The 23,490-nt window shown below is 58.5% G+C and carries 21 protein-coding genes; 18 read left to right on the forward strand and 3 right to left on the reverse strand.

From position 1 onward, the window contains the following. The first annotated feature begins 10 nt into the window (after positions 1 to 10). The 3 genes from KO1_RS16530 to KO1_RS16540 all read left to right on the forward strand — a co-directional run bounded on the left by KO1_RS16530 (position 11) and on the right by KO1_RS16540 (position 1,870). Positions 11 to 871 (forward strand): class II aldolase, encoded by an 861-nt coding sequence (locus KO1_RS16530; RefSeq protein ID WP_024274092.1) that lies wholly within the window; start codon positions 11 to 13, stop codon positions 869 to 871. A 9-nt stretch (positions 872 to 880) separates the two neighbouring features. After that, positions 881 to 1,150, forward strand: a complete 270-nt coding sequence (locus KO1_RS16535; RefSeq protein ID WP_004101670.1) for an HPr family phosphocarrier protein — start codon at positions 881 to 883, stop codon at positions 1,148 to 1,150. Positions 1,151 to 1,444: 294 nt separating this feature from the next. Next, positions 1,445 to 1,870 (forward strand): VOC family protein, encoded by a 426-nt coding sequence (locus tag KO1_RS16540; protein ID WP_004112669.1) that lies wholly within the window; start codon positions 1,445 to 1,447, stop codon positions 1,868 to 1,870. A gap of 283 nt (positions 1,871 to 2,153) precedes the next feature. Here the strand turns inward: KO1_RS16540 and tynA are convergent, their stop codons facing one another. Then, the gene (gene tynA / locus KO1_RS16545) at positions 2,154 to 4,412 is read right to left on the reverse strand and encodes a primary-amine oxidase (RefSeq protein WP_023320868.1); all 2,259 of its coding nucleotides are present in this window, start codon (positions 4,410 to 4,412) and stop codon (positions 2,154 to 2,156) included. Positions 4,413 to 4,602: 190 nt separating this feature from the next. Further along, positions 4,603 to 6,648, reverse strand: coding sequence for a phenylacetic acid degradation bifunctional protein PaaZ (gene paaZ, locus KO1_RS16550; protein ID WP_024274093.1), 2,046 nt, complete (start codon positions 6,646 to 6,648; stop codon positions 4,603 to 4,605). Between the two features lie 287 nt (positions 6,649 to 6,935). Here paaZ and paaA point away from each other — a divergent pair, with 287 nt between their 5' ends. The 14 genes from paaA to KO1_RS16620 all read left to right on the forward strand — a co-directional run bounded on the left by paaA (position 6,936) and on the right by KO1_RS16620 (position 18,692). Then, positions 6,936 to 7,865 (forward strand): 1,2-phenylacetyl-CoA epoxidase subunit PaaA, encoded by a 930-nt coding sequence (gene paaA / locus KO1_RS16555; RefSeq protein ID WP_004101678.1) that lies wholly within the window; start codon positions 6,936 to 6,938, stop codon positions 7,863 to 7,865. 11 nt (positions 7,866 to 7,876) lie between these two features. Further along, a complete protein-coding gene (paaB, locus tag KO1_RS16560) occupies positions 7,877 to 8,164 on the forward strand; it encodes a 1,2-phenylacetyl-CoA epoxidase subunit PaaB (RefSeq protein WP_004101679.1) in 288 nt (95 codons plus the stop codon). 7 nt (positions 8,165 to 8,171) lie between these two features. Further along, positions 8,172 to 8,927: a 1,2-phenylacetyl-CoA epoxidase subunit PaaC gene (gene paaC / locus KO1_RS16565; protein WP_024274094.1), complete on the forward strand. Its 756-nt coding sequence runs from the start codon at positions 8,172 to 8,174 to the stop codon at positions 8,925 to 8,927. Positions 8,928 to 8,939: 12 nt separating this feature from the next. After that, positions 8,940 to 9,437 (forward strand): 1,2-phenylacetyl-CoA epoxidase subunit PaaD, encoded by a 498-nt coding sequence (paaD, locus tag KO1_RS16570; RefSeq protein WP_004101681.1) that lies wholly within the window; start codon positions 8,940 to 8,942, stop codon positions 9,435 to 9,437. A 7-nt stretch (positions 9,438 to 9,444) separates the two neighbouring features. Then, positions 9,445 to 10,515 (forward strand): 1,2-phenylacetyl-CoA epoxidase subunit PaaE, encoded by a 1,071-nt coding sequence (paaE, locus tag KO1_RS16575; RefSeq protein ID WP_024274095.1) that lies wholly within the window; start codon positions 9,445 to 9,447, stop codon positions 10,513 to 10,515. After that, positions 10,512 to 11,279: a 2,3-dehydroadipyl-CoA hydratase PaaF gene (paaF, locus tag KO1_RS16580; protein WP_023320870.1), complete on the forward strand. Its 768-nt coding sequence runs from the start codon at positions 10,512 to 10,514 to the stop codon at positions 11,277 to 11,279. The genes paaE and paaF overlap by 4 nt, the downstream gene beginning before the upstream one ends. Before the next feature lie 2 nt (positions 11,280 to 11,281). Beyond that, the gene (gene paaG / locus KO1_RS16585) at positions 11,282 to 12,070 is read left to right on the forward strand and encodes a 2-(1,2-epoxy-1,2-dihydrophenyl)acetyl-CoA isomerase PaaG (protein ID WP_004101686.1); all 789 of its coding nucleotides are present in this window, start codon (positions 11,282 to 11,284) and stop codon (positions 12,068 to 12,070) included. Positions 12,071 to 12,073: 3 nt separating this feature from the next. Next, on the forward strand, positions 12,074 to 13,495 hold the full coding sequence (locus KO1_RS16590) for a 3-hydroxyacyl-CoA dehydrogenase (protein WP_047719883.1): 1,422 nt from the start codon (positions 12,074 to 12,076) through the stop codon (positions 13,493 to 13,495). Beyond that, entirely contained in the window at positions 13,485 to 13,907 is a 423-nt protein-coding gene (gene paaI, locus KO1_RS16595; RefSeq protein WP_004101689.1) for a hydroxyphenylacetyl-CoA thioesterase PaaI, read from the forward strand. Before KO1_RS16590 ends, paaI begins: the two co-directional genes overlap by 11 nt. Next, positions 13,907 to 15,112, forward strand: a complete 1,206-nt coding sequence (pcaF, locus tag KO1_RS16600) for a 3-oxoadipyl-CoA thiolase (protein ID WP_004101691.1) — start codon at positions 13,907 to 13,909, stop codon at positions 15,110 to 15,112. The genes paaI and pcaF overlap by 1 nt, the downstream gene beginning before the upstream one ends. 28 nt (positions 15,113 to 15,140) lie before the next feature. Then, on the forward strand, positions 15,141 to 16,457 hold the full coding sequence (paaK, locus tag KO1_RS16605) for a phenylacetate--CoA ligase PaaK (protein WP_023320873.1): 1,317 nt from the start codon (positions 15,141 to 15,143) through the stop codon (positions 16,455 to 16,457). A 285-nt stretch (positions 16,458 to 16,742) separates the two neighbouring features. Continuing rightward, a complete protein-coding gene (gene paaX / locus KO1_RS16610) occupies positions 16,743 to 17,669 on the forward strand; it encodes a phenylacetic acid degradation operon negative regulatory protein PaaX (RefSeq protein ID WP_024274100.1) in 927 nt (308 codons plus the stop codon). Between the two features lie 9 nt (positions 17,670 to 17,678). Beyond that, entirely contained in the window at positions 17,679 to 18,275 is a 597-nt protein-coding gene (gene paaY / locus KO1_RS16615) for a phenylacetic acid degradation protein PaaY (RefSeq protein WP_004101697.1), read from the forward strand. A gap of 9 nt (positions 18,276 to 18,284) precedes the next feature. Beyond that, positions 18,285 to 18,692, forward strand: coding sequence for a GFA family protein (locus KO1_RS16620; protein ID WP_049593175.1), 408 nt, complete (start codon positions 18,285 to 18,287; stop codon positions 18,690 to 18,692). A gap of 37 nt (positions 18,693 to 18,729) precedes the next feature. Here the strand turns inward: KO1_RS16620 and azoR are convergent, their stop codons facing one another. Continuing rightward, a complete protein-coding gene (azoR, locus tag KO1_RS16625) occupies positions 18,730 to 19,335 on the reverse strand; it encodes an FMN-dependent NADH-azoreductase (RefSeq protein ID WP_004101701.1) in 606 nt (201 codons plus the stop codon). 204 nt (positions 19,336 to 19,539) lie between these two features. Between azoR and hrpA the strand changes: the two genes are divergently transcribed. Further along, positions 19,540 to 23,442 (forward strand): ATP-dependent RNA helicase HrpA, encoded by a 3,903-nt coding sequence (hrpA, locus tag KO1_RS16630; RefSeq protein ID WP_023320875.1) that lies wholly within the window; start codon positions 19,540 to 19,542, stop codon positions 23,440 to 23,442. Positions 23,443 to 23,490: the final 48 nt, after the last annotated feature.

The raw sequence follows: 23,490 nt of genomic DNA on the forward strand, positions 1-23,490 counted from the left end.
TGGAGTTAATATGCCTTTAGTTAATGGTAGGATCCTGCTCAATTGCATTCAGGAAAAGCAGGTGCTGGCTGGTGCATTTAATACAACAAACCTGGAGACGACAATTTCTATTCTTAATGCAATAGAACGCTCGGGGTTACCTAATTTTATTCAGATTGCGCCAACTAATGCGCAGCTTTCTGGTTACGATTACATTTACGAAATTGTAAAACGGTATGCTGACAAAATGGATGTCCCGGTGAGCCTGCATCTGGACCATGGTAAAACCCTGGCAGATGTTAAGCAGGCGGTAAGAGCCGGGTTTACCTCAGTAATGATTGATGGCGCGGCTTTACCGTTTGAAGAAAATATTGCTTTTACAAGAGAGGCGGTTGATTTCTGTAAATCATTTGGCGTACCCGTTGAAGCGGAACTTGGCGCTATTTTGGGTAAAGAAGACGATCACGTTAGCGAGGCTGACTGCAAAACCGAACCCGAGAAAGTCCAGCGCTTCGTTGAAGAAACAGGGTGTGACATGCTGGCAGTGTCAATCGGCAATGTCCACGGACTGGACGATATCCCACGCATCGATATCCCGCTACTGCAACGCATTGCTTCCGTTTGCCCGGTCCCCCTGGTTATCCACGGTGGCTCTGGTATTGATGAAGAGATTCTTCGCAGCTTTGTTAATTATAAAGTGGCAAAGGTTAATATTGCGAGTGATTTGCGCAAAGCCTTTATTACTACAGTCGGAAAAGCCTGGGTGAACAATAATAACGAGGCTAATCTTGCTCGCGTAATGGCAAATGCAAAACAGGCGGTTGAAGATGATGTGTATTCTAAAATTCAGATGATGAATAAACTTCATCCTGCATTTCGCAAAGCGTGTTAAGGATCGGACATGATTAGACAAAAAGTACGCGTCATGAACAGTACCGGATTACATGCCCGACCCGCCGCAAGCCTGGCCCGGATCGTCAAAAAGTACCAGTCTTCATTGATACTGGTTAATAATGACAAAGAAATCCCCATTAAAGGAATGATGAGCATTCTGGGTGCCGGTGTAAAAGGAAATACGATGATTGACCTCATTTGTGATGGACAGGATGAACTGGCCTTTATGGATGAATTAAAATCTGCCTTTGCTGCTGGTTTTGGTGAGTCCGAATAGTGTCATTCCCTTAAGAGGCGCGTGAAGTTGTGACGACTTGATGCGCCTCTTATGATCTTTTGAATCACAATCACTTAACTTATTGAATGCAGGCTTTTTTCATTAATAGAATCGACCTTCTTACTCTCTTAATGTCTCTCCACAGCGTTTAGCTTTCAGAGTATAAACTTCGGCTTCTGGCACCAGGCCGCCCACCAGCATCCATGAACTCCCGCGTTATGGTTGTGCGGGTAAAATGTATTCTTAATGTGCTGTACTATATGTTCGGGAAAAGGGCAAAGAGGATGCAATAAGATGCTGGCTTATATCACTATAGGTACAAATAACTTTCAGCGCGCCGTGGACTTTTATGACGCTATTTTTAAGGTTCTTGGCTACTCGCGATTGCCTGCCTGGACAGAAAGCTGGGCAATGTGGGGAGATGAAAATAATCCGGATGAGGTATTCAACTTCTGCATCTGTCCTCCTTTTGACCGCCATCCCGCAACGGCGGGAAACGGGACAATGTTCGCATTTCATGCAGATAATGCTGACATTGTCAGACGATTCCATGCAGCAGGTCTCCTTGCGGGAGGGGAGAGTGAAGGCGAGCCAGGTACACGTCCCGCATACGGACCCGACTTTTATGTTGCTTATCTGCGCGATCCTGACGGGCATAAGCTGGCATGCGTTTATCAGCGCTATTCTCCTGAAGCCGATAAGTTCGTAAATGAACCTTAGGGACTTCACTTAACCCATTTAACGGTTTGAGCATTGATAAAGCCTGGCGATGAAATGCGGCGTTTGCGGCGAACTCGCTCAATATCGTTTACGGCTGCTACCGTTCGCCCCGGCCCTTAGCCGCCCGGGCTAATTCACTCCCGCATTAAAGCTGCCGGGCTGATTATGGTGCCGTCCCTTAATGAGCTCAGGAGAGCGGAGCGGCAGGGCATTCTTCTGAATAAGCTGAGAACGGCGATAGCCCCAGACCCTGGTTTTATCGCCGTTTAGCGTCTAAGCCACCTTACTCCTTCTTCTCGCCAAGCGTCGGCGTCTCGTCAAAGAAGTTCCACGGTTTCAGCAGCGCATGCGCCCACTCGGTCGGCATAATCGGCCACTCCTCAGCGCGGGCAACGTGGGTGGTACCGGTGGTGATCCACACGACATCATCGTGGTTGTCCAGGGATTCATCATCTTTCGCGTACTGGCCGAGGCCGGTGTCATGAATTGAACGGTTAGGGTACTTACCTTCCGGGAAGCGTTCGGTCGGATGATAGCGGGTGACCCACAGCTGTTTATCCATAAAGCTCAGGCGATGGTAAATCCACTCATCAGGGGCAAATTTTGCCCCGGTAGCGACCGGATGCGTGCCGCCCGCGTAAGGGATAATCTGATACGACACCGGATTACCCATCCGGTTTTCCCTGGTGGTATTGCTTAGCAGACGGATGGTGCCCGGGTCAAATTTCTGCGCCGCTTTCTGCTCGCTATCAATCGTGTACTGATTGATCTGCATGGTGCTGCTGCGCGGGCCGCCGGCGGTATTCGGCTTCACTTCCGGGTCCATGGCCACCAGCGTGTTGTTCTCTCCGTCAACGTCAAGATCGAGGCGGAAGTTATAAATATGCTGGTGGGTGGTGCCGACAATATTATGGTCAATCAGCGTGCCGTAGCGGGTGTCCTCTTTGGCGCTCGGGTCATGCATGGTCTTCGCTTTCACGCCTTTAACCGCTTCGATGCCGGTGGCTCCGGCGTCAATGCCGATTGTGCCGTTTTCGTGGAATACCCAGTCAAAGATATAGTCGTAGTTGCCGACGGTACTGATCCAGCGCACCACCAGTTCGCGGCGCTCGGTACTGACGTTCGGTTTGCCCATCTCCTGATGTTTATACTCCGGCCCGGCGTAGCGTTCGAAAATAGCGATCGCGCGCGGAATGGTAGTGGGTGTGCCGGTATAGTCGGCGATGGTTTCATCCAGCAGGACCGCGTTGGACGGCGCGTCTTTACCGCGGACGATAGGTGAGGTCAGGGTGCCCATGCCGTAGTCGCCGGAATCGAGATAGGCCTTAAAGTACCAGCCCACGTCCGGGTCGCCGTAGGGCACGATCATTCCACCGAGCGACCCTTCATACATCACCTGACGTTTCTTGCCGTTATCGTTATATGTCACGGTGGAGAGAATCGGCCCAACGCGGGAGTTCATGCGCAGGTGGAAATCCCAGTTTTGCCAGTGGATCACATCGCCGGTAATGGTGTAGTTTTTGCCTTCCGGCTCGATGATATCGAGGGGTTTAACCTTCGGTGCCACGCGGTCGCGCCCGTCATAGGGGCGGGCTGCCATCGGTACCGGGATCGTCGGACCTTCTTCAATTTTAATAATCTTCTTCTGTTCGAGGTCGACTACCGCGACCAGATTTTCAATCGGATGCGCCCAGTAGTTACCGTCGCCAACGTCAAGATAGCTCACCACTTTCAGCAGCCGCGCATCCTGTTTGAGGCCATCTTTGCCGTCGAAATAGCCGACGGTTAACGGCGTGGTGACCACCTTGCTTGGGTCATCGATGCCGCGTTTTTTCAACACTTCGGCAAATTCGCTGCTGGCATTGATGATGTTCTGCACGCTGGCGAAATCGTCCAGCAGTACCATGCCGTGGGCCTCTTTAATCGGCGTCCATGAGAGGACCTTCTTATTCCGGAGATCGACTACGGCTTCAATGACGTGCTTGCCATCGAGCATAATCACGTCGGCAGCGCGAGGGACATCGACCGGTGTGCCCTGAAGAGCAAAGGCCCAGACGGCGGCTTTATCGGGCTCGCGCAGGGAGACTTCGCTAAAGCGAGTGTTAGGTTTGAAATCCGCAGCGGCTTTAACGATAGTGACCGCTGCGCTGATTTCCGCCGCTGACAGCGAATTCAGCGGATGCGGGCTTTTTTCCACCTGAAAGGTCTGATCGAGACCGGACTGGAAGACATCGTTGATGAAGGCGTCAGAAACCCACGCTTTACCCTCTTTGATCACCACCGGCACCTGCAAATCGAGGGTTTTGCCATTGACGATGGCCGTTTTCGCCCCCGGTTTAACCTTCACGTAAGCGCCGTCTTTGATCAGGGTATACATCTGCGCGTAGTCATCCCACTGAACGTCTGCGCCGAAATCCTGCAGGGTTTTATCCATCGGGACCATATGCGCTTCGCCGCCGTGGGCGAACGCCGGGCCTTGCCAGGCGCAAAACAGGGCGACAGCCAGCGCCAGAGCCGTCTTGCGGGGGGAAAGAATCGCCATTGTGACCTCACCTTATTGTTGTGTTGTGCAGTGCCGCTGCGAATGTCGGCTTGTCTATCGTTAAGCTAACAGCGGTCAGCGCCGGGGCGTTTGCCTGCTTTTGCCAGGTTGTTTGTCAGTTTTGCCAGTTATAAAAAATGCCTCCGCAGAGGCATGAAGATGGCGATAAAGATGGGAGAATTTCTAATATTTACCCGGCAAAATCCCCCTGCTGGCGGGCCACCAGGGTCAGAATGGAGTAGAGGGCGACCGCCTGCTGGTGCTGATTAAAAATCTCTACCGCCCACTCAACGACGCCGGTCGCTTTCTCTTCAGCGTTGCGCTGACGTTTCACCGTTTTACGCTTGCAGGTCAGGCGTACCTGGATGGTATCGCCCGGCTTCACCGGCTCGATGAAGCGCAGATTCTCCATCCCGTAGTTGGCGATCACCGGGCCGACCCCGGCGTCAACAAACAGCCCGGCAGCGGCGGAAATCAGGAAGTAGCCGTGCACCACGCGTTCGCCGAAAATCGACTCCGCCGCGGCAATCTTATCCATATGGGCGTAAAAGTGATCGCCGCTCAGGCAGGCGAAGTTGACGATATCCGCCTCGGTCAGCGTGCGGCGCGGAGTCAACAGGCTGTCGCCCGGCTGGATCTCCTCGAAATATTTGCGGAACGGGTGAATGCGGTCTTCCACCACCTGCGCGCCGCGCACCCACTGCTGGCCGATGGCGGCGAGCATCGTCGGGCTACCCTGAATCGCGGTGCGCTGCATATAGTGCTTCACCGCCCGCAGGCCGCCCAGCTCTTCACCGCCGCCGGCGCGCCCCGGACCGCCGTGTACCAGCTGCGGCAGCGGGGAGCCGTGGCCGGTGGACTCTGCGGAAGACTCTTCGTTCAGTATCTGAATACGCCCGTGGGCGCGGGCGGCGCCGAGAATAAACGCGCGCGCCAGTTTTCCGCTGGCGGTGACCAGCGTGCCTGCCAGGCTACCTTCACCGGCCCGCGCCAGGGCCATCGCATGCTCGACGCTCTGATAGGGCATCAGAGTAGCCACGGGGCCGAACGCTTCAATGGCGTGTACCGCCGGGGTCTCATCCGGCTGCGGGCAGAACAGCAGCGTCGGCGGGAAGAATGCGCCCGCGGCGTTGAGATCCGCGCGACCACCCAGCAACACTTCACATCCGGCTTCGATCAGACGGTTTACATTATCCTGTACGTCCTGACGCTGTTCGTGGTTCACCAACGCGCCCATCTTCACGCCTTCCTGCGCCGGGTCACCGAACGCCACTTTTTGCAGGCGCGCAACCAGCGCGTCGCTCACCGCTTTCACCTGTGCCTGCGGCACGATAATACGGCGGATGGCGGTGCACTTTTGCCCGGCCTTCGCCGTCATTTCTCGTACCACTTCGCGAATGAACAGCGCGAACTCCGGCTGCTCCGGCGTGACGTCGTCACCGAGTACGCAACAGTTTAGCGAATCCGCTTCCATGGTGAAGGGAATGGACTTCGCGACCAGGTTGGGATGCACCCGCAGCTGCTGTCCGGTATGCGCCGAGCCGGTAAAGGTGACAACATCCTGGCTATCGAGATGGTCGAGCAGATCGCCCGCGCCGCCGCAGATCAGGCTGATTGCGCCCACCGGCACCAGTCCGCTATCGACAATCATTTTAACCATCGCCTGAGTTAGCTGCGCGGTAGCGGTAGCCGGTTTGATGATGGCGGGCATCCCGGCAAGCCAGGTGGGCGCCAGCTTTTCCAGCATGCCCCAGCAGGGAAAGTTAAAAGCGTTGATATGCACTGCCACGCCGGACTTCGAGGTCAGCACGTGGCGGGCGGCGAAGCCTCCCTGTTTTGATAGCGGAATCAGCTCATCTTCCGGCCACAGGGTATCGTCCGGCAGCTCGCGGCTGCCAAGACTGGCGTAGGTGAAAAGGGTGCCAATGCCCCCTTCGATATCCACCCAGCTGTCGGCACGGGTAGCGCCGGTTTCGGCAGAGATTGTATACAACGCCGCCTTCTGCTCCAGCAAATATCTGGCGACCGCCTTCAGCATTGCGCTGCGCTCAATAAAGGTCATCGCCTCCAGCGCTTTGCCGCCGCGCTCAATCGCGAAGCGTCGCGCCTGCGCCATATCCAGACCCTCGCTGGTGACTTCCCATAGCGCTTCGCCGCTGATGGCGTGATGGATAGTGCGCGCGTGGCCCCGGCCGGTATGCCACGTGCCGGACAAGTAGCTGGCTAACTGCTGCATGTTTCATCTCCAGATGTGTTACGTGAAATATCTATAAATAGTTCTTTGGTGAATCATAAAAAGCAAGCCTGTATTTAATAATTTATTAACATTGTGATCGGTGGCGATCTGCGTTTAGCACTTAATCTATTGTTAGTTATGTGGTTTACAAAAGCTTTTGCGGTAGCTATCACAAAAAGAACAAACAAAATTTGTGGTTTTATTTAACCTGAATATAACTTTTATAAAACAAAGTGATTCGAAAATTATTTATAGTCGAATTTATTGGAATCATAAAAGGTGATGACGTGACAGAAGAACAACGCTTTGACCAGCGCATCGCGCAGGAGACGGCCATCGAACCGCAGGACTGGATGCCGGAAGCCTACCGCAAAACGCTGATCCGCCAGATTGGTCAGCACGCGCATTCGGAAATCGTCGGCATGCTGCCGGAGGGCAACTGGATAACTCGCGCGCCAACCCTGCGCCGCAAAGCGATTCTGCTGGCGAAAGTGCAGGATGAAGCCGGGCACGGTCTGTATCTCTACAGCGCCGCGGAAACCCTCGGCTGCGCCCGCGAAGATCTGTATCAGAAGATGCTCGACGGCAAGATGAAGTACTCCTCCATCTTCAACTACCCGACCCTGAGCTGGGCGGACATCGGCGTAATCGGCTGGCTGGTGGACGGCGCGGCCATCGTCAATCAGGTGGCGCTGTGCCGTACCTCCTACGGACCCTATGCCCGGGCGATGGTCAAGATCTGCAAAGAGGAGAGCTTTCATCAGCGCCAGGGATTCGAAGCCTGCATGGCGCTGGCGCAGGGTAGCGACGCGCAGCGGCAGATGCTGCAGGACGCCATCAACCGTTTCTGGTGGCCGGCGCTGATGATGTTCGGTCCGAACGATGATAACTCGCCAAACAGCGCCCGCAGCATGGCGTGGAAAATCAAGCGTCACTCCAACGATGAGCTGCGCCAGCGCTTTGTCGATAACACCATTCCGCAGGTGGAAATCCTCGGCATGACCGTACCCGACCCGGATTTACAGCGGGATGAAGCCACCGGCCACTACCGCTTTGGCGCCATCGACTGGCAGGAATTTAACGAGGTCATTGCCGGACGCGGGATCTGCAACCACGAACGTCTGGCCGCTAAACGCAAGGCGTGGGAAGAGGGCGCATGGGTGCGGGAAGCCGCGCTGGCGCATGCGCAAAAACAGCAGGCTCGCGACGCCGCATAAGGAGAAGAAAGATGAGCAATAACTATTGGCCTTTATATGAAGTGTTCGTTCGCAGCAAACAGGGACTGTCGCACCGCCACGTCGGCAGTCTGCACGCCGCCGATGACCAGATGGCGTTGGAAAACGCCCGCGATGCCTATACCCGCCGCAGCGAAGGCTGTTCGATTTGGGTGGTGAAGGCCAGCGAAATCGTTGCCTCGCAGCCTGAAGAGCGCGGTGAATTTTTCGATCCGGCGGAGAGCAAAGTCTATCGCCATCCCACCTTCTACACCGTGCCCGACGGCATGGAACATATGTGAGGCGACGATGAAAAACGATAACCCCGTTGCAGCGTATGCTCTGCGCCTCGGCGATAACGGCCTGGTGCTGGCCCAGCGTCTGGGCGAGTGGTGCGGCCATGCGCCGGAGCTGGAGATCGATCTGGCGCTGGCCAATATCGGTCTCGACCTGCTGGGGCAGGCGCGCAATTTCCTCAGCTATGCCGCTGAACTGACTGGCAGCGGCGATGAAGACACCCTGGCCTTTGGCCGCGACGAGCGTCAGTTTCGCAATTTGCTGCTGGCGGAGCAGCCCAACGGCAACTTTGCCGACACCCTTGCTCGCCAGTTTTTTATCGATGTCTGGCACGTAGCGCTGTTCAGCCGCCTGGTCGGCAGTCGCGATACGCAGCTCGCCGCCATCGCCGCCAAAGCGTTAAAAGAAGTGCGCTACCACCAGCGCTTTAGCCGTGGCTGGCTGGAGCGCCTGGGCAACGGCACGGCGCTTTCGGCGCAGAGAATGCAAAGCGCAGTCGATAATCTGTGGCGCTTTACCGGCGAGCTGTTCCAGGCCGATGAGCTGGAGATTGAGCTGAGCGCGCAGGGCATCGCCGTCGACCCACGCGAACTGCAGGGCGAATGGCAGAGTGCGGTACATACGGCGCTGATCGACTCCGGTTTACAGATCCCGCAAGAAGCGGCCTTCCGCAGCGGCGGTAAACAGGGGCTGCACAGCGAGCATCTCGGGCCGCTGCTGGCGGAGATGCAGTATTTACAGCGCGCGTATCCCGGCCAGCAGTGGTAGCAGGAGGTGGTTATGCAACGTCTGGTTGATATCGCTCCCCCGGAGATCCACGCCGTCTGGGAGGTATTAAGCGCCATTCCCGACCCGGAAGTTCCGGTGTTGACGATTACCGACCTCGGCATGGTGCGCAGCGTGGATCGCCGCGGCGATGGCTGGGTGATTGGCTTTACGCCAACCTACTCGGGCTGCCCGGCGACCGAACATCTGTTGGGAGAAATCCGCGCGGCAATGACGGAAAACGGCTACGCGCCGGTGCATATCGTGCTGCAGCTGGACCCGCCGTGGACTACTGACTGGATGGGGCCGGAGGCGCGTGAACGTCTGCGCCAGTACGGCATCAGTCCGCCGCAGGGTCATGCCTGCCATGCCCATATGCCGGAGGAGGTGGTCTGCCCGCGCTGCGCCAGCCGCCATACCTCGCTGATTAGCGAATTCGGTTCCACGGCCTGCAAAGCGCTGTATCGCTGCGACAGCTGCCGGGAACCCTTTGATTACTTTAAATGTATTTGAGGTTGCGATGACGACATTTCATTCGCTTACCGTGGCGAAAGTGGAGCCGGAAACCCGCGATGCGGTCACCATCACCTTTGCCATTCCCGACGCGCTGCGAAACGCATACGCCTTCCGTCCGGGCCAGCATCTGACTTTAAAAGCCCGCCTTGGCGGGGAAGAGCTGCGTCGCTGCTACTCCATTTGCCGCAGCCGCACGCCGGGGGAAATCAGCGTGGCGGTCAAGGCTATCGACGGCGGACGCTTCTCACGCTATGCCCAGAACGACATTCAACAAGGGATGGCGTTGGAGGTGATGGTGCCGCAGGGCCACTTTGGCTACCAGCCGCAGGCCGGGCGCAGCGCGGACTACCTGGCAATTGCCGCCGGCTCAGGTATTACGCCGATGATGGCGATTATCGACGCCACCCTCGCCACCGAACTCGACAGCCGTTTCACCCTGATTTACGGCAACCGCAGCAGCCACAGCATGATGTTCCGCCAGGCGCTGGCCGACCTGAAAGACCGCTATCCGCAACGCCTGCAGGTGGTGCATCTGTTCAGCCAGGAGGCGATGGACAGCGATCTGCTGCAGGGGCGCATCAATGGCGACAAGCTACGCGCGCTGGCCGCCCGTCTGCTGGATTTCAGCCGCTTTGAGCGCGCCTTTATCTGCGGGCCGGCGGCGATGATGGATGAAGCGGAGATGGCCCTGCGCGAACTGGGCATACCGGAGAAAGCGATCCATCTGGAGCGCTTTAATACCCCGGGCAGCAGCGTCAAGCGGGCCACCGGCGTCCAGGCGGAGGGGCGCACGGTCACAATCCGTCAGGACGGCCGCGACAGAACCATCGCCCTCAGCGCAGAGGATGACAGCATCCTTGACGCCGCGCTACGCCAGGGGGCGGATCTGCCGTTTGCCTGCAAAGGCGGAGTCTGCGCTACCTGTAAATGCAAAGTCCTGCGCGGCGAGGTAGCGATGGCTGCTAACTACGGCCTCGAAGCCGACGAAGTGGCGGCAGGTTACGTGCTGAGCTGCCAGTCGCTGCCCACCAGCGGCGATGTGATCGTCGATTTCGACGCGCGGGGGATGGCATGAGCGAACTGTTAATTGCTCGCCACGCGCGCGTCCTCCAGCTGACGCTTAATCGCCCGCAGGCGCGCAACGCGCTGAATAACGCGCTGCTGACGCAAATTGCCGACGTGCTCGACGCGGCGGCGCTGGACCCGACGGTCGGCGTTTGCGTCATTAGCGGTAATCAACGCTTTTTTGCCGCAGGGGCTGACCTGAACGAAATGGCGGAAAAAGATCTGCCTGCCACCCTCGATGATATTCGACCGCGGCTGTGGGCGCGTATCGACGCCTTCAACAAACCGCTGATCGCCTCGGTAAACGGCTATGCCCTCGGCGCCGGATGCGAACTGGCGCTGCTCTGCGACCTGATAGTCGCCGGCGATAACGCCCGTTTTGGCCTGCCGGAAATCACCCTCGGTATTATGCCGGGCGCGGGCGGGACCCAGCGCCTGATCCGCAGCGTCGGTAAAGCGCTGGCCAGCCGGATGATATTGAGCGGCGAAAGCATCGATGCCAGGCAGGCGCTGCGGGCGGGGCTGGTAAGCGAGGTTTATCCGCCAGCGCTCACCGATGAATATGCACTCGCTTTGGCAGCAACTGTGGCCCGCCACTCGCCGCTAGCGCTGCGCGCGGCTAAACAGGCCTTACGGTTGTCGCAGGAGGTCAGCCTGCAGGCCGGGATTCAGCAGGAACGCCAGTTATTTACTTTGCTGAGCGCGACTGAAGACCGTCGCGAAGGCATCGACGCCTTTCTCCATAAACGTACTGCGGAATTTAAAGGACGCTAATCGTGGAAGCTTTCATTCTCAGCGAAACAGAACAGGGCGTGATGACGATTACCCTTAATCGCCCGGACCGACTGAACAGTTTTAACGACCTGATGCACCAGCAGCTGGCGGCGTGCCTGAAACAGGCCGAACGCGACGACAGCATACGCTGCCTGCTGGTGACCGGTGCGGGGCGCGGTTTTTGCGCCGGGCAGGATTTAAATGACCGTAACGTCGACCCCAGCGGGCCGGCGCCGGATCTCGGGCTCTCGGTTGAGCGTTTCTATAACCCGCTGGTGCGCCGTCTGGCGGCGCTGCCGAAGCCGGTAATTTGTGCGGTGAACGGGGTCGCGGCGGGTGCGGGAGCTACGCTGGCGCTGGGCTGCGATATCGTGCTGGCGGCGCGTTCGGCGAAATTCGTGATGGCGTTCAGCAAGCTTGGTCTGGTGCCGGACTGCGGCGGCAGCTGGTTTCTGCCGCGCGTGGCGGGACGGGCGAGGGCGATGGGGCTGGCGCTGCTGGGCGATAGCCTGAGCGCAGAGCAGGCCGCACAGTGGGGGATGATCTGGCAGGTGGTGGACGATGCCGAGCTGAAAGACACCGGCCTGGCGCTGGCCCGTCATCTGGCCGCCCAGCCAACTTATGGCCTCGGTCTGATTAAGAAGGCGCTTCAGCTTGCGGAAACCCAGACTCTGGATCAGCAGCTCGATCTTGAGCGCGATTATCAGCGCCTGGCCGGACGCAGCGCCGACTATCGCGAAGGCGTCAGCGCCTTCCTCGCGAAGCGTCCACCTCAATTCAGCGGGAAATAGCCGATGAGCAAAACGTTACCTACCGTTGCGGTAATAGGCAGCGGCACCATGGGCGCCGGCATTGCCGAGGTGGCCGCCGCCGCCGGGCATCCGGTACTGATTTTCGACATCGTTCCTGAGGCGGTGGTTCGCGCCATCGACGGTATTGGTCAACGTCTGGCCTCCCGCGTCAGCCGCGGCAAGCTGGCGGCTGGCCAGGCTGAGGCGCTGCTGACGCGTCTGTCTCCGGCTGAGGATCTGAGCGCTTTAGCCCGCGCGGAGCTGGTTATTGAAGCTGCCTCCGAGCGCCTGGACGTGAAAAAAGCGCTGTTCAAACAGCTGGCTGAAATCTGCTCCCCGTCAACGCTGCTAGTCAGCAACACGTCGTCGATATCGATCACCGCCATCGCCGCTGGAGTCGCGCACCCGGAGCGGGTTGCCGGGCTGCACTTCTTTAACCCGGCCCCGGTGATGAAGCTGGTCGAAGTGGTCAGCGGCCTGGCGACCTCGGCGGAAGTCGTTGAACAGCTCTGCCAGCGGGTCTGCGCCTGGGGAAAACAGCCGGTTCGCTGCCGTTCGACGCCCGGTTTTATCGTCAACCGCGTGGCGCGTCCTTTTTATGCCGAAGCGTGGCGAGCGCTGGAGGAGCAGGTTGCCGCGCCGGAGGTGATTGACGCCGCTCTGCGCGACGGCGGCGGTTTTCCCATGGGGCCGCTGGCGTTGACCGACCTGATAGGCCAGGACGTTAACTTTGCGGTGACCTGTTCGGTGTTTAACGCCTTCTGGCAGGACCGCCGCTATCTGCCATCGCTGCTGCAGCAGGAGCTGGTTCTGGCCGGACGGCTGGGCAAAAAGAGCGGGCAGGGGGTCTACTGCTGGCCTGGCGAAGCGCAGCCTGAGCTGACGCTGGCCGCCGTATCAGCAGAACGCGCAGCAAAGCGCATTAAAAGTGACGTTGTCACCGAGCTGGACGAGGTGCTGCTGCTGGAAACGACCGGCGAAACCGCCCTGGCATTAAGCATCCAGCACGGCCGTCCGGTGGTGGTCTACGACCATAGCGCGGGCGAAACGGTGGTGCTGGCCAGCGCGGAAACGACCTCACAGGCGGCGACCGACAAAGCCATTTTCTATTTTCAGCAGCAGGGCAAAAAGGTGCTGCAGATCGCCGACTATCCCGGGCTGCTGGTGTGGCGCACGGTGGCGATGCTGGTTAACGAAGCGCTGGATGCGCTGCAAAAAGGCGTTGCCGGCGCCGAGGATATCGATACCGCCATGCGCCTGGGCGTTAACTACCCGCGCGGTCCGCTGGCGTGGGGGGAATCACTTGGCTGGGGCCGGGTACTGCGGCTGTTGGAGAACCTACAACAGCACTACGGCGAGGAGCGCTATCGGCCCTGTTCCCTGCTGCGTCAGAAGGCGCTGATGGAGAAACATCATGAGCAATGAAGCCTGGCGTAACGCCCGTGCGATGTATGAGAACGATAACTGCGCGCAAGCGCTGGGGATCAAGATTATCGAGATGGATGACGGCTACGCGCAGATGTCCATGGCGGTTACCGCGAACATGCTCAATGGCCATCATACCTGCCACGGCGGGCAGCTGTTTTCGCTCGCCGATACCGCCTTCGCTTACGCCTGCAACAGCCAGGGGCTGGCGGCGGTCGCGTCGGCGGCGAGCATCGATTTTCTGCGCCCGGCCTTTGTCGGTGAGCTGCTGACCGCGACGGCGAGAGTCAAGCATCAGGGCAAGCTGACCGGGGTCTATGACATCGAAATTGTCAATCAACAGCAAAAAGTTGTTGCCTTGTTTCGCGGTAAATCGCACCGCATCGGCGGCACAATCACAGGAGAAGTCTGATGCGCGACGCTTATATTTGTGACGGGATCCGCACGCCGATTGGCCGCTACGGCGGGGCGCTGGCCAGCGTGCGCGCCGATGACCTGGCCGCCATCCCGCTGCGCGAGCTACTGAGCCGTAACCCTAAGTTCGACCCGGCATCGATTGATGATGTGATTCTCGGCTGCGCCAACCAGGCCGGTGAAGACAACCGTAACGTGGCCCATATGGCGACGCTATTGGCGGGCTATCCCCACAGCGTACCCGGTACCACCATTAACCGCCTGTGCGGCTCCGGTCTGGACGCCATCGGCTTCGCGGCCCGCGCCATCAAAGCCGGAGAGGCGGATCTGATGATCGCCGGCGGCGTTGAGTCCATGTCGCGGGCGCCGTTCGTGATGGGGAAGGCCAGCGCCCCGTATCAGCGCCAGGCCGAGCTGTTTGATACCACCATCGGCTGGCGTTTTGTGAACCCGCTCATGCAGCGGCAATTTGGCACTGACAGCATGCCGGAAACGGCGGAGAATGTAGCTGAATTGTTAAATATCAGCCGCGCCGATCAGGACGCTTTCGCTTTCCGCAGCCAGCAGCGGACGGCGCAGGCTCAGCGCGACGGTATTCTGGCGCAGGAGATCGTGCCAGTCGACATTATCGGCCGGAAAGGGGCGGTAAACGTCGTGCGTGACGACGAGCATCCGCGAGCGGACACCACCATTGAACAGCTTTCGCGGCTAAAAACGCCGTTCCGCCAGGGCGGCGTAGTGACCGCGGGAAATGCCTCCGGCGTCAACGACGGCGCCGCGGCGCTGATTATCGCAAGCTCGCAGCAGGCCATCGTCCAGGGGCTGACGCCCCGGGCGCGCATTGTGGCCATGGCGACGGCGGGCGTCGAGCCGAAATTTATGGGGCTGGGGCCGGTTCCGGCGGTACGTAAAGCGCTGGAACGCGCCGGGCTGAACATTAACGACATGGACTTGATTGAGCTGAATGAAGCCTTTGCCGCTCAGGCGTTGGGCGTGCTCAGACAGCTGGGGCTGGCGGACGATGCCCCCCATGTTAATCCCAACGGCGGCGCCATCGCCTTAGGCCATCCGTTGGGAATGAGCGGCGCCCGGCTGGCATTAAGCGCCAGCCTGGAGCTGCAGCGCCGCAGCGGGCGCTATGCGCTGTGTACGATGTGTATTGGCGTGGGTCAGGGCATTGCCATGATCCTTGAGCGAGTGTGAGCGAATCTACCTGCGAGTACCCTACAAAATGACAACGATAACTCAATTAGACCCGATTGAAACCGCATCGCGCGACGAGCTACAGGCCCTGCAAACCCAGCGTCTGAAGTGGACCCTTAAGCATGCGTATGAGAACGTGCCGATGTATCGCCGTAAATTTGATGCGGCGGGCGTTCATCCTGACGATTTTCACGAACTGAGCGATCTGAGTAAGTTTCCCTGTACCACCAAACAGGATCTGCGCGACAACTATCCGTTTGATACTTTTGCGGTGCCGATGGAGCAGGTGGTGCGCATCCATGCGTCTTCGGGCACCACCGGCAAGCCGACGGTGGTGGGCTATACGCAAAACGATATTGATAACTGGGCCAATATTGTCGCACGCTCCCTGCGCGCGGCGGGCGGGACGGCGAAAGACAAAATTCATGTTGCCTATGGTTACGGGCTGTTTACCGGCGGTCTCGGCGCTCACTACGGCGCGGAGCGTTTAGGCGCGACGGTCATTCCCATGTCCGGCGGGCAGACCGAAAAACAAGCTCAGCTAATCCGCGATTTTCAGCCGGATATGATCATGGTCACTCCGTCCTATTGTCTGAACCTGATTGAAGAGCTGGAACGCCAGATGGGCGGCGACGCCAGCGGCTGCTCCCTGCGGGTGGGCGTGTTCGGCGCGGAGCCGTGGACCCATGCGATGCGGGCGGAAATCGAGCGCCGACTGGGTATTTCGGCGCTGGATATCTACGGTCTGTCGGAGGTGATGGGGCCGGGGGTGGCGATGGAGTGTCTGGAGACCGCCGACGGTCCGACGATCTGGGAAGACCATTTCTACCCTGAAGTGGTGAATCCGGACAACGGTACGCCGCTGAGGGACGGTGAACACGGCGAGCTGCTGTTCACCACCCTGACCAAAGAAGCGCTACCGGTGATCCGCTATCGCACCCGCGACCTGACGCGTCTGCTGCCGGGCACCGCCCGTACCATGCGTCGGATGGATCGCATTAGCGGACGCAGCGACGATATGCTGATTATTCGCGGCGTAAACGTCTTCCCGTCGCAGCTGGAAGAGGAGATCCTCAAGTTCGAACATCTGGCGCCGCACTATCAGCTGGAAGTTAATCGCCGGGGCCATCTTGATTCACTTTCGGTGCGCGTGGAGCTAAAAGAGAGCGGTCTGGCGCTGAACCACGAGCAGCGCTGTCAGATTTGCCATCAGTTGCGTCATCGGATCAAGTCGATGGTGGGGATCTCGACCGATATCAGCATCGTCAACTGCGGTAGCATCCCGCGTTCCGAGGGCAAGGCCTGTCGCGTGTTCGACCTGCGCAAGGTTGCCGCTAACGGATAACGTTTTCTCCCGGAGGCGGCGCATTGCGCCTGTCCGGGCTACACGACGACACAACTCCCTGGCCCGGACAGGGGTAGCCCGGGTAAGGCGTTTACGCCGCGACCCGGGGAGTGTGCCGGGATTGATGTATCAGCTCGTCCTCTTCCCGGCTTGCGCTGTGCTTAGCCGGGCTATGTGTTTATCGCCGTCTGCGGGCCGGTAGCCCGGACAGGTGCGCCAGCACCGCCTCCGGGATTTCCTGTGCTATGATTCAAAAAGGACAAAAATAACAACAGAATGAATCAGATGAGTAAACTCGATACCTTTATTCAACAGGCCACGGAAACGATGCCCATCAGTGGAACCTCGCTTATTGCTTCTTTATACGGCGACGCCTTGCTCCAACGCGGTGGGGAGGTCTGGCTCGGCAGCGTAGCGGCGCTGCTGGAAGGGCTGGGCTTCGGCGAACGATTCGTGCGTACTGCGCTGTTCCGCCTGAATAAAGAAGAGTGGCTCGACGTGGTGCGCATTGGCCGCCGAAGCTTCTACCGTCTCAGCGACAAAGGCCTGCGCTTGACTCGCCGCGCCGAACATAAAATCTATCGCGCCAGCGCCCCGGAATGGGACGGCACCTGGCTACTGCTACTGTCGGAAGGGCTTGAGAAGAGCACGCTGGCGGAGGTCAAAAAACAGCTGCTATGGCAGGGATTTGGCGCGCTGGCGCCGAGCCTGCTGGCTTCACCGTCGCAAAAGCTGGCGGATGTGCAATCTCTGCTGCACGACGCGGGCGTGGCGGAAAATGTCATCTGCTTCGAAGCCCACTCCCCGCTGGCGCTCTCCCGGGCGGCGCTGCGCGCCCGCGTTGAAGAGTGCTGGCATCTCACCGAACAGAACGCGATGTATGAGACGTTTATCAATTTGTTTCGTCCTCTGCTGCCGCTGCTTCGCGACTGCGAGCCCGCAGAACTGACGCCCGAACGCTGCTTTCACATTCAACTACTGCTGATTCACTTCTACCGCCGGGTGGTGCTTAAGGATCCGCTGCTGCCCGAAGAACTGCTCCCTGCACACTGGGCCGGGCAAACCGCGCGCCAGCTGTGCATCAATATTTATCAACGCGTTGCGCCCGGCGCGCTGGCCTTCGTCGGCGAGAAGGGCGAAAGCTCGGTGGGGGAACTTCCCGCGCCGGGGCCGCTCTATTTCCAGCGTTTCGGCGGACTGTCGGGCGTATAAGGAGGCACCATGCCCATTTATCAGATTGACGGTATGACGCCGGTTGTACCGGACGAAAGCTATGTTCATCCCACCGCCGTGCTGATTGGCGACGTGATCCTCGGCAAAGGGGTCTACGTCGGGCCTAACGCCAGCCTGCGCGGCGATTTTGGCCGTATCGTGGTGAAAGATGGCGCTAACATCCAGGACAATTGCGTGATGCACGGTTTTCCCGGCCAGGATACGGTCGTGGAGGAGGAGGGACATATCGGCCACGGCGCGATTCTGCACGGCTGTACCATCGGCCGCAACGCGCTGGTGGGCATGAGCGCGGTGATTATTGACGGTGCCAGGATTGGGGAGAATAGCATTGTCGGCGCCTCAGCCTTTGTGAAAGCCAACGCCGAAATGCCCGCCAACCATCTGATTGTCGGCAGTCCGGCCAAAGCCATCCGCGCGTTAAGCGAACAGGAGCTGGCCTGGAAAAAGCAGGGAACGCGGGAGTATCAGATGCTGGTGGAGCGCTGCAAGCAGACGCTGCATCAGGTGGAACCGCTCAAAGAAGCAGAGCCGGACAGAAAGCGTCTCGTCTTTGACGAGAATTTACGGCCAAAGTCATCGTCCTGAGGGGAAAATATGGCAGAAAAATTATCCGCTCAATGCCACTGCGGCGCGGTGGCGTTTACCGTTGAACTCAGCGATGGCTTCAACACCGCTCGACGCTGCAACTGTTCATTTTGCCGGATGCGGGGAGCGGTTACGGTCTCCGCGCCGCTTTCAGGAATCAATATCTTACGCGGGCGGGAGAAGCTCACGGAGTATCGCTTTAACACCGGTGAAGCCGTGCACTTTTTCTGCTCGGTATGCGGGATTTACACTTTTCATCAGCGGCGTTCAAATCCGCAGCAGTACGGGGTGAATGTGGCCTGCATTGCAGGCGTGTCGCCCTTCGATTTTCCCTGCGTGGAGGTCAACGATGGCGTGAATCATCCGAAAGATGGCGGCGGGGGCGTGGTGGGGTATTTGCGCTACGAGAAAAAGTGAAACTCTCCTCCCGCCGGGAAGCAGGAGGAGGCAAATCTTATGCGGCAACGACGCTGTCGATAGCGGCTTTCGCATCAGACTGCGCTTTCGCGGCGACTTCCGGACCGTAAGCGATGCCTTCAGCAAAGACGAAGTTCACGTCGGTGATGCCGATAAAACCGAGGAAAGTAGAGAGATACGGGGTCACCAGATCGGTCGGGGTATCTTTATGGATACCGCCGCGGCTGGTGACGACCACCGCACGTTTTCCTTTTACCAGACCTTCTGGCCCTTTCTCGGTATAGCGGAAGGTGACGCCAGCGCGAGCCACCAGGTCGAAGTAGTTTTTCAGCTGAGTCGGAATGTTGAAGTTGTACATCGGCGCCGCAATAACAATCACATCGTTCGCCTGCAGTTCAGCGATCAGTTCGTCGGACAGCGCCAGCGCTTCCTGCTGACGCGGCGTCAGCGGCGCATCGCTCGGACGCAGGGCGCCAACCAGCTCGCCGTCCAGTACCGGGATCGGATTTGCAGCCAGGTCGCGCACGGTAATAACGTCTTGCGCGTGTTTTTCACGCCATTGTTCAACAAAATAGTCGGACAGCTGACCAGATTGCGAGTACCCTGCCAGAATACTGGATTTGAGAACTAATACTTTGCTCATGGGTGTTTCCTTTTTTAATGTGATTGACGGGCCTGTGCCCTGGTGCTTGATGACACTGTATTCACAATCATGTCACAGAGAAAGCGCAATAAATCGAACTCTGTATTCAGTTTTTTTGAACAAGGCACGAAATGCGCGGATGTGGTACTCTAGCGCAATATTTCATAAGAGATTTTTCCCGGCAGTGCACTGCCCGATAACGCTATGACAGAACAACAAAAATTCACCTTCTCACAGCTCTTTACGCAGCTGGATGGCCTGATGCTGCGCGATAAGTCGCGCTTTGCCCGTCGCCTGCACGGCGTGAAGAAGGTTAAAAATCCTGATGCCCAACAGGCCATTCTGCAGGAGATGGCGCAAGAAATTGAACAGGCGGCAGGGAGAGTCCTGCTGCGCGAAGCCGCGCGGCCAGCGATTTCCTATCCGGATAACCTGCCGGTTAGCCAGAAAAAACAAGCGATCCTCGAAGCCGTGCGCGATCACCAGGTGGTGATTGTGGCGGGGGAAACCGGGTCGGGGAAAACCACCCAGTTGCCGAAAATTTGCATGGAGCTTGGACGCGGCGTTAAAGGCTTAATCGGCCATACCCAGCCGCGTCGTCTGGCCGCGCGTACCGTTGCCAACCGTATTGCCGAGGAGCTGCAAACGGAACCAGGCGGCTGCATCGGTTACAAAGTTCGCTTCAGCGATCACGTCAGCGACAATACGATGGTTAAGCTGATGACCGACGGTATTCTGCTGGCGGAAATCCAGCAGGATCGGCTACTGATGCAGTACGACACCATCATCATCGATGAAGCGCACGAACGCAGCCTGAATATCGACTTCCTGCTCGGCTATTTGCGGGAACTGCTGCCGCGTCGCCCGGATCTGAAAATCATCATTACTTCAGCGACCATCGACCCGGAACGCTTCTCGCGCCACTTTAACAACGCGCCGATTATCGAAGTGTCCGGACGAACCTTCCCGGTTGAGGTGCGCTATCGGCCCATCGTTGAGGACGCCGATGACACCGAACGCGATCAACTGCAGGCGATCTTTGACGCCGTTGACGAGCTGGGACGTGAAAGCGCTGGCGATATCCTCATTTTTATGAGCGGCGAGCGGGAAATTCGCGATACCGCCGATGCGCTTAACAAGCTGAATCTGCGCCACACCGAGGTGCTGCCGCTGTATGCGCGGCTCTCCAATAGCGAGCAGAACCGCGTGTTCCAGGCCCATAGCGGGCGGCGAATTGTGCTGGCGACCAACGTCGCGGAAACCTCGCTGACCGTACCGGGCATTAAGTACGTTATCGACCCCGGTACCGCGCGCATCAGCCGCTACAGCTTCCGGACCAAAGTGCAGCGTCTGCCGATTGAGCCGGTTTCTCAGGCGTCGGCCAACCAGCGTAAAGGCCGCTGCGGCCGCGTATCTGACGGGATCTGCATTCGTCTTTATTCAGAAGACGACTTCCTGTCGCGCCCGGAATTTACCGATCCGGAGATTCTGCGCACCAACCTGGCGTCGGTTATCCTGCAAATGACCGCGCTCGGACTCGGCGATATTGCCGCTTTCCCGTTCGTTGAAGCGCCGGATAAACGCAATATTCAGGACGGCGTGCGTCTGCTGGAAGAGCTGGGGGCGATTACCACTGACGAACAGCAGACCGCCTATAAGCTGACGCCGATGGGGCGCCAGCTCAGCCAGCTGCCGGTGGACCCGCGTCTGGCGCGAATGGTGCTGGAGGCGCAAAAACACGGCTGCGTGCGCGAGGCGATGATTATCACCTCGGCGCTCTCTATTCAGGACCCGCGCGAGCGGCCAATGGATAAGCAGCAGGCTTCCGATGAGAAGCATCGCCGCTTCCACGATAAAGAGTCCGACTTCATGGCGTTCGTCAACCTGTGGAACTACCTGGGCGAGCAGCAAAAAGCGCTCTCCTCGAACCAGTTCCGCCGCCAGTGCCGGGTCGATTTTCTCAACTACCTGCGCGTGCGCGAGTGGCAGGATATCTACACTCAGCTGCGTCAGGTCGTTAAAGAACTCGGCCTGCCGGTGAATAGCGAACCGGCAGAGTATCGCGAAATTCACACCGCGCTGCTGACCGGTTTGCTGTCGCACATTGGTATGAAAGATACCGATAAGCAGGAATACACCGGCGCGCGCAACGCTCGCTTCTCTATCTTCCCCGGCTCCGGGCTGTTTAAAAAGCCGCCGAAATGGACGATGGTCGCCGAGCTAGTGGAAACCAGCCGCCTGTGGGGGCGTATCGCCGCACGCATAGAGCCGGAATGGGTCGAGCCGGTCGCTCAGCACTTGCTCAAACGTTCTTACAGCGAACCGCACTGGGAGCGCGCGCAGGGCGCGGTGATGGCGACGGAGAAGGTCACCGTTTACGGTCTGCCTATCGTCGCGGCCCGTAAGGTCAACTACAGCCAGATTGACCCGGCGCTGTGCCGCGAACTGTTTATCCGCCATGCGCTGGTGGAGGGCGACTGGCAGACCCGCCACGCCTTCTTCCGTGACAACCTGAAGCTGCGCAACGAGATTGAAGAGCTGGAGCATAAGTCGCGCCGCCGCGACATTCTTGTCGACGACGAAACGCTGTTTGAGTTCTACGACCAGCGCATCAGCCATGACGTCATCTCCGCGCGCCACTTCGATAAATGGTGGAAACAGGCCAGTCGCGAGACGCCGGATCTGCTTAACTTTGAAAAAAGTATGCTGATTAAAGAAGGCGCGGAGCAGGTCAGTAAGCTGGACTATCCGAACTTCTGGCACCAGGGCAATCTGAAGCTGCGTCTGACCTATCAGTTCGAGCCGGGCGCAGATGCCGACGGCGTGACGGTGCATATTCCGCTGCCGCTGCTCAACCAGGTGGAAGAGGCCGGGTTTGAGTGGCAGATCCCCGGTCTGCGCCGGGAGCTGATTATCGCCCTGATTAAATCGCTGCCGAAGCCGGTGCGCCGCAATTTTGTCCCGGCGCCAAACTACGCGGAAGCGTTTCTCGGCCGCGCGACGCCGCTGGAGCTGCCGCTGCTGGATTCCCTTGAGCGCGAACTGCGGCGGATGACCGGCGTGACTATTGACCGCGAGGCCTGGCAGTGGGATCAGGTGCCCGATCACCTGAAAATCACTTTCCGGGTGGTGGACGACAAAAATAAGAAGCTACAGGAAGGGCGCTCGCTGCAGGATCTGAAAGATGCCCTGAAAGGCAAGGTACAGGAGACGCTGTCCGCAGTCGCCGATGACGGTATAGAGCAGAGCGGGCTACATATCTGGAGCTTTGGCCGCCTGCCGGAGAGCTACGAGCAGAAGCGCGGCAACTATAAAGTTAAGGCCTGGCCGGCGCTGGTGGACGAACGCGACAGCGTGGCCATCAAGCTGTTTGATAATCCGCTCGAGCAGCAGCAGGAGATGTGGCGCGGCCTGCGCCGCCTGCTGCTGTTGAATATCCCATCGCCGATTAAATATCTGCATGAGAAGCTGCCGAATAAAGCCAAGCTGGGGCTCTATTTCAACCCCTACGGCAAGGTGCTGGATCTGATCGATGACTGTATCTCCTGCGGCGTCGATAAGCTGATCGATGAAGCGGGTGGCCCGGTGTGGAGCGAGGAGGGCTTTGCCGCGCTGCATGAAAAAGTGCGCGCTGAGCTCAACGAGACGGTGGTGGAGATCGCCAAACAGGTTGAGCAGATCCTGACCGCGGTGTTCAACATCAATAAACGCCTGAAAGGTCGCGTCGATATGACCATGGCGCTGGGGCTGTCGGATATTAAATCGCAGATGAGTGGGCTGGTGTATCGCGGCTTCGTCACCGGCAACGGCTTCCGCCGCCTGGGCGATACGCTGCGCTATCTGCAGGCGATTGAAAAACGGCTGGAGAAAATGGCGATCGACCCGCACCGCGACCGCGTGCAGATGCTGAAGGTGGAGAGCGTGCAGCAGGCGTGGCAGCAGTGGCTGAATAAGCTACCGCCCAATCGTCGCCAGGATGAGGACGTGCAGGAGATTCGCTGGATGATTGAAGAGCTGCGCGTCAGCCTGTTCGCCCAGCAGCTCGGCACGCCTTATCCGATTTCCGACAAGCGGGTGCTGCAGGCAATGGAGCAGATTACGGCCTGAGCCGCTGCATTCCCCGGTGGCGCAGGCTGCCGGGGAAATCTGTTGGCG

Source organism: Klebsiella oxytoca NBRC 105695 (genome assembly GCF_001598695.1).
GTDB lineage: Bacteria > Pseudomonadota > Gammaproteobacteria > Enterobacterales > Enterobacteriaceae > Klebsiella > Klebsiella oxytoca.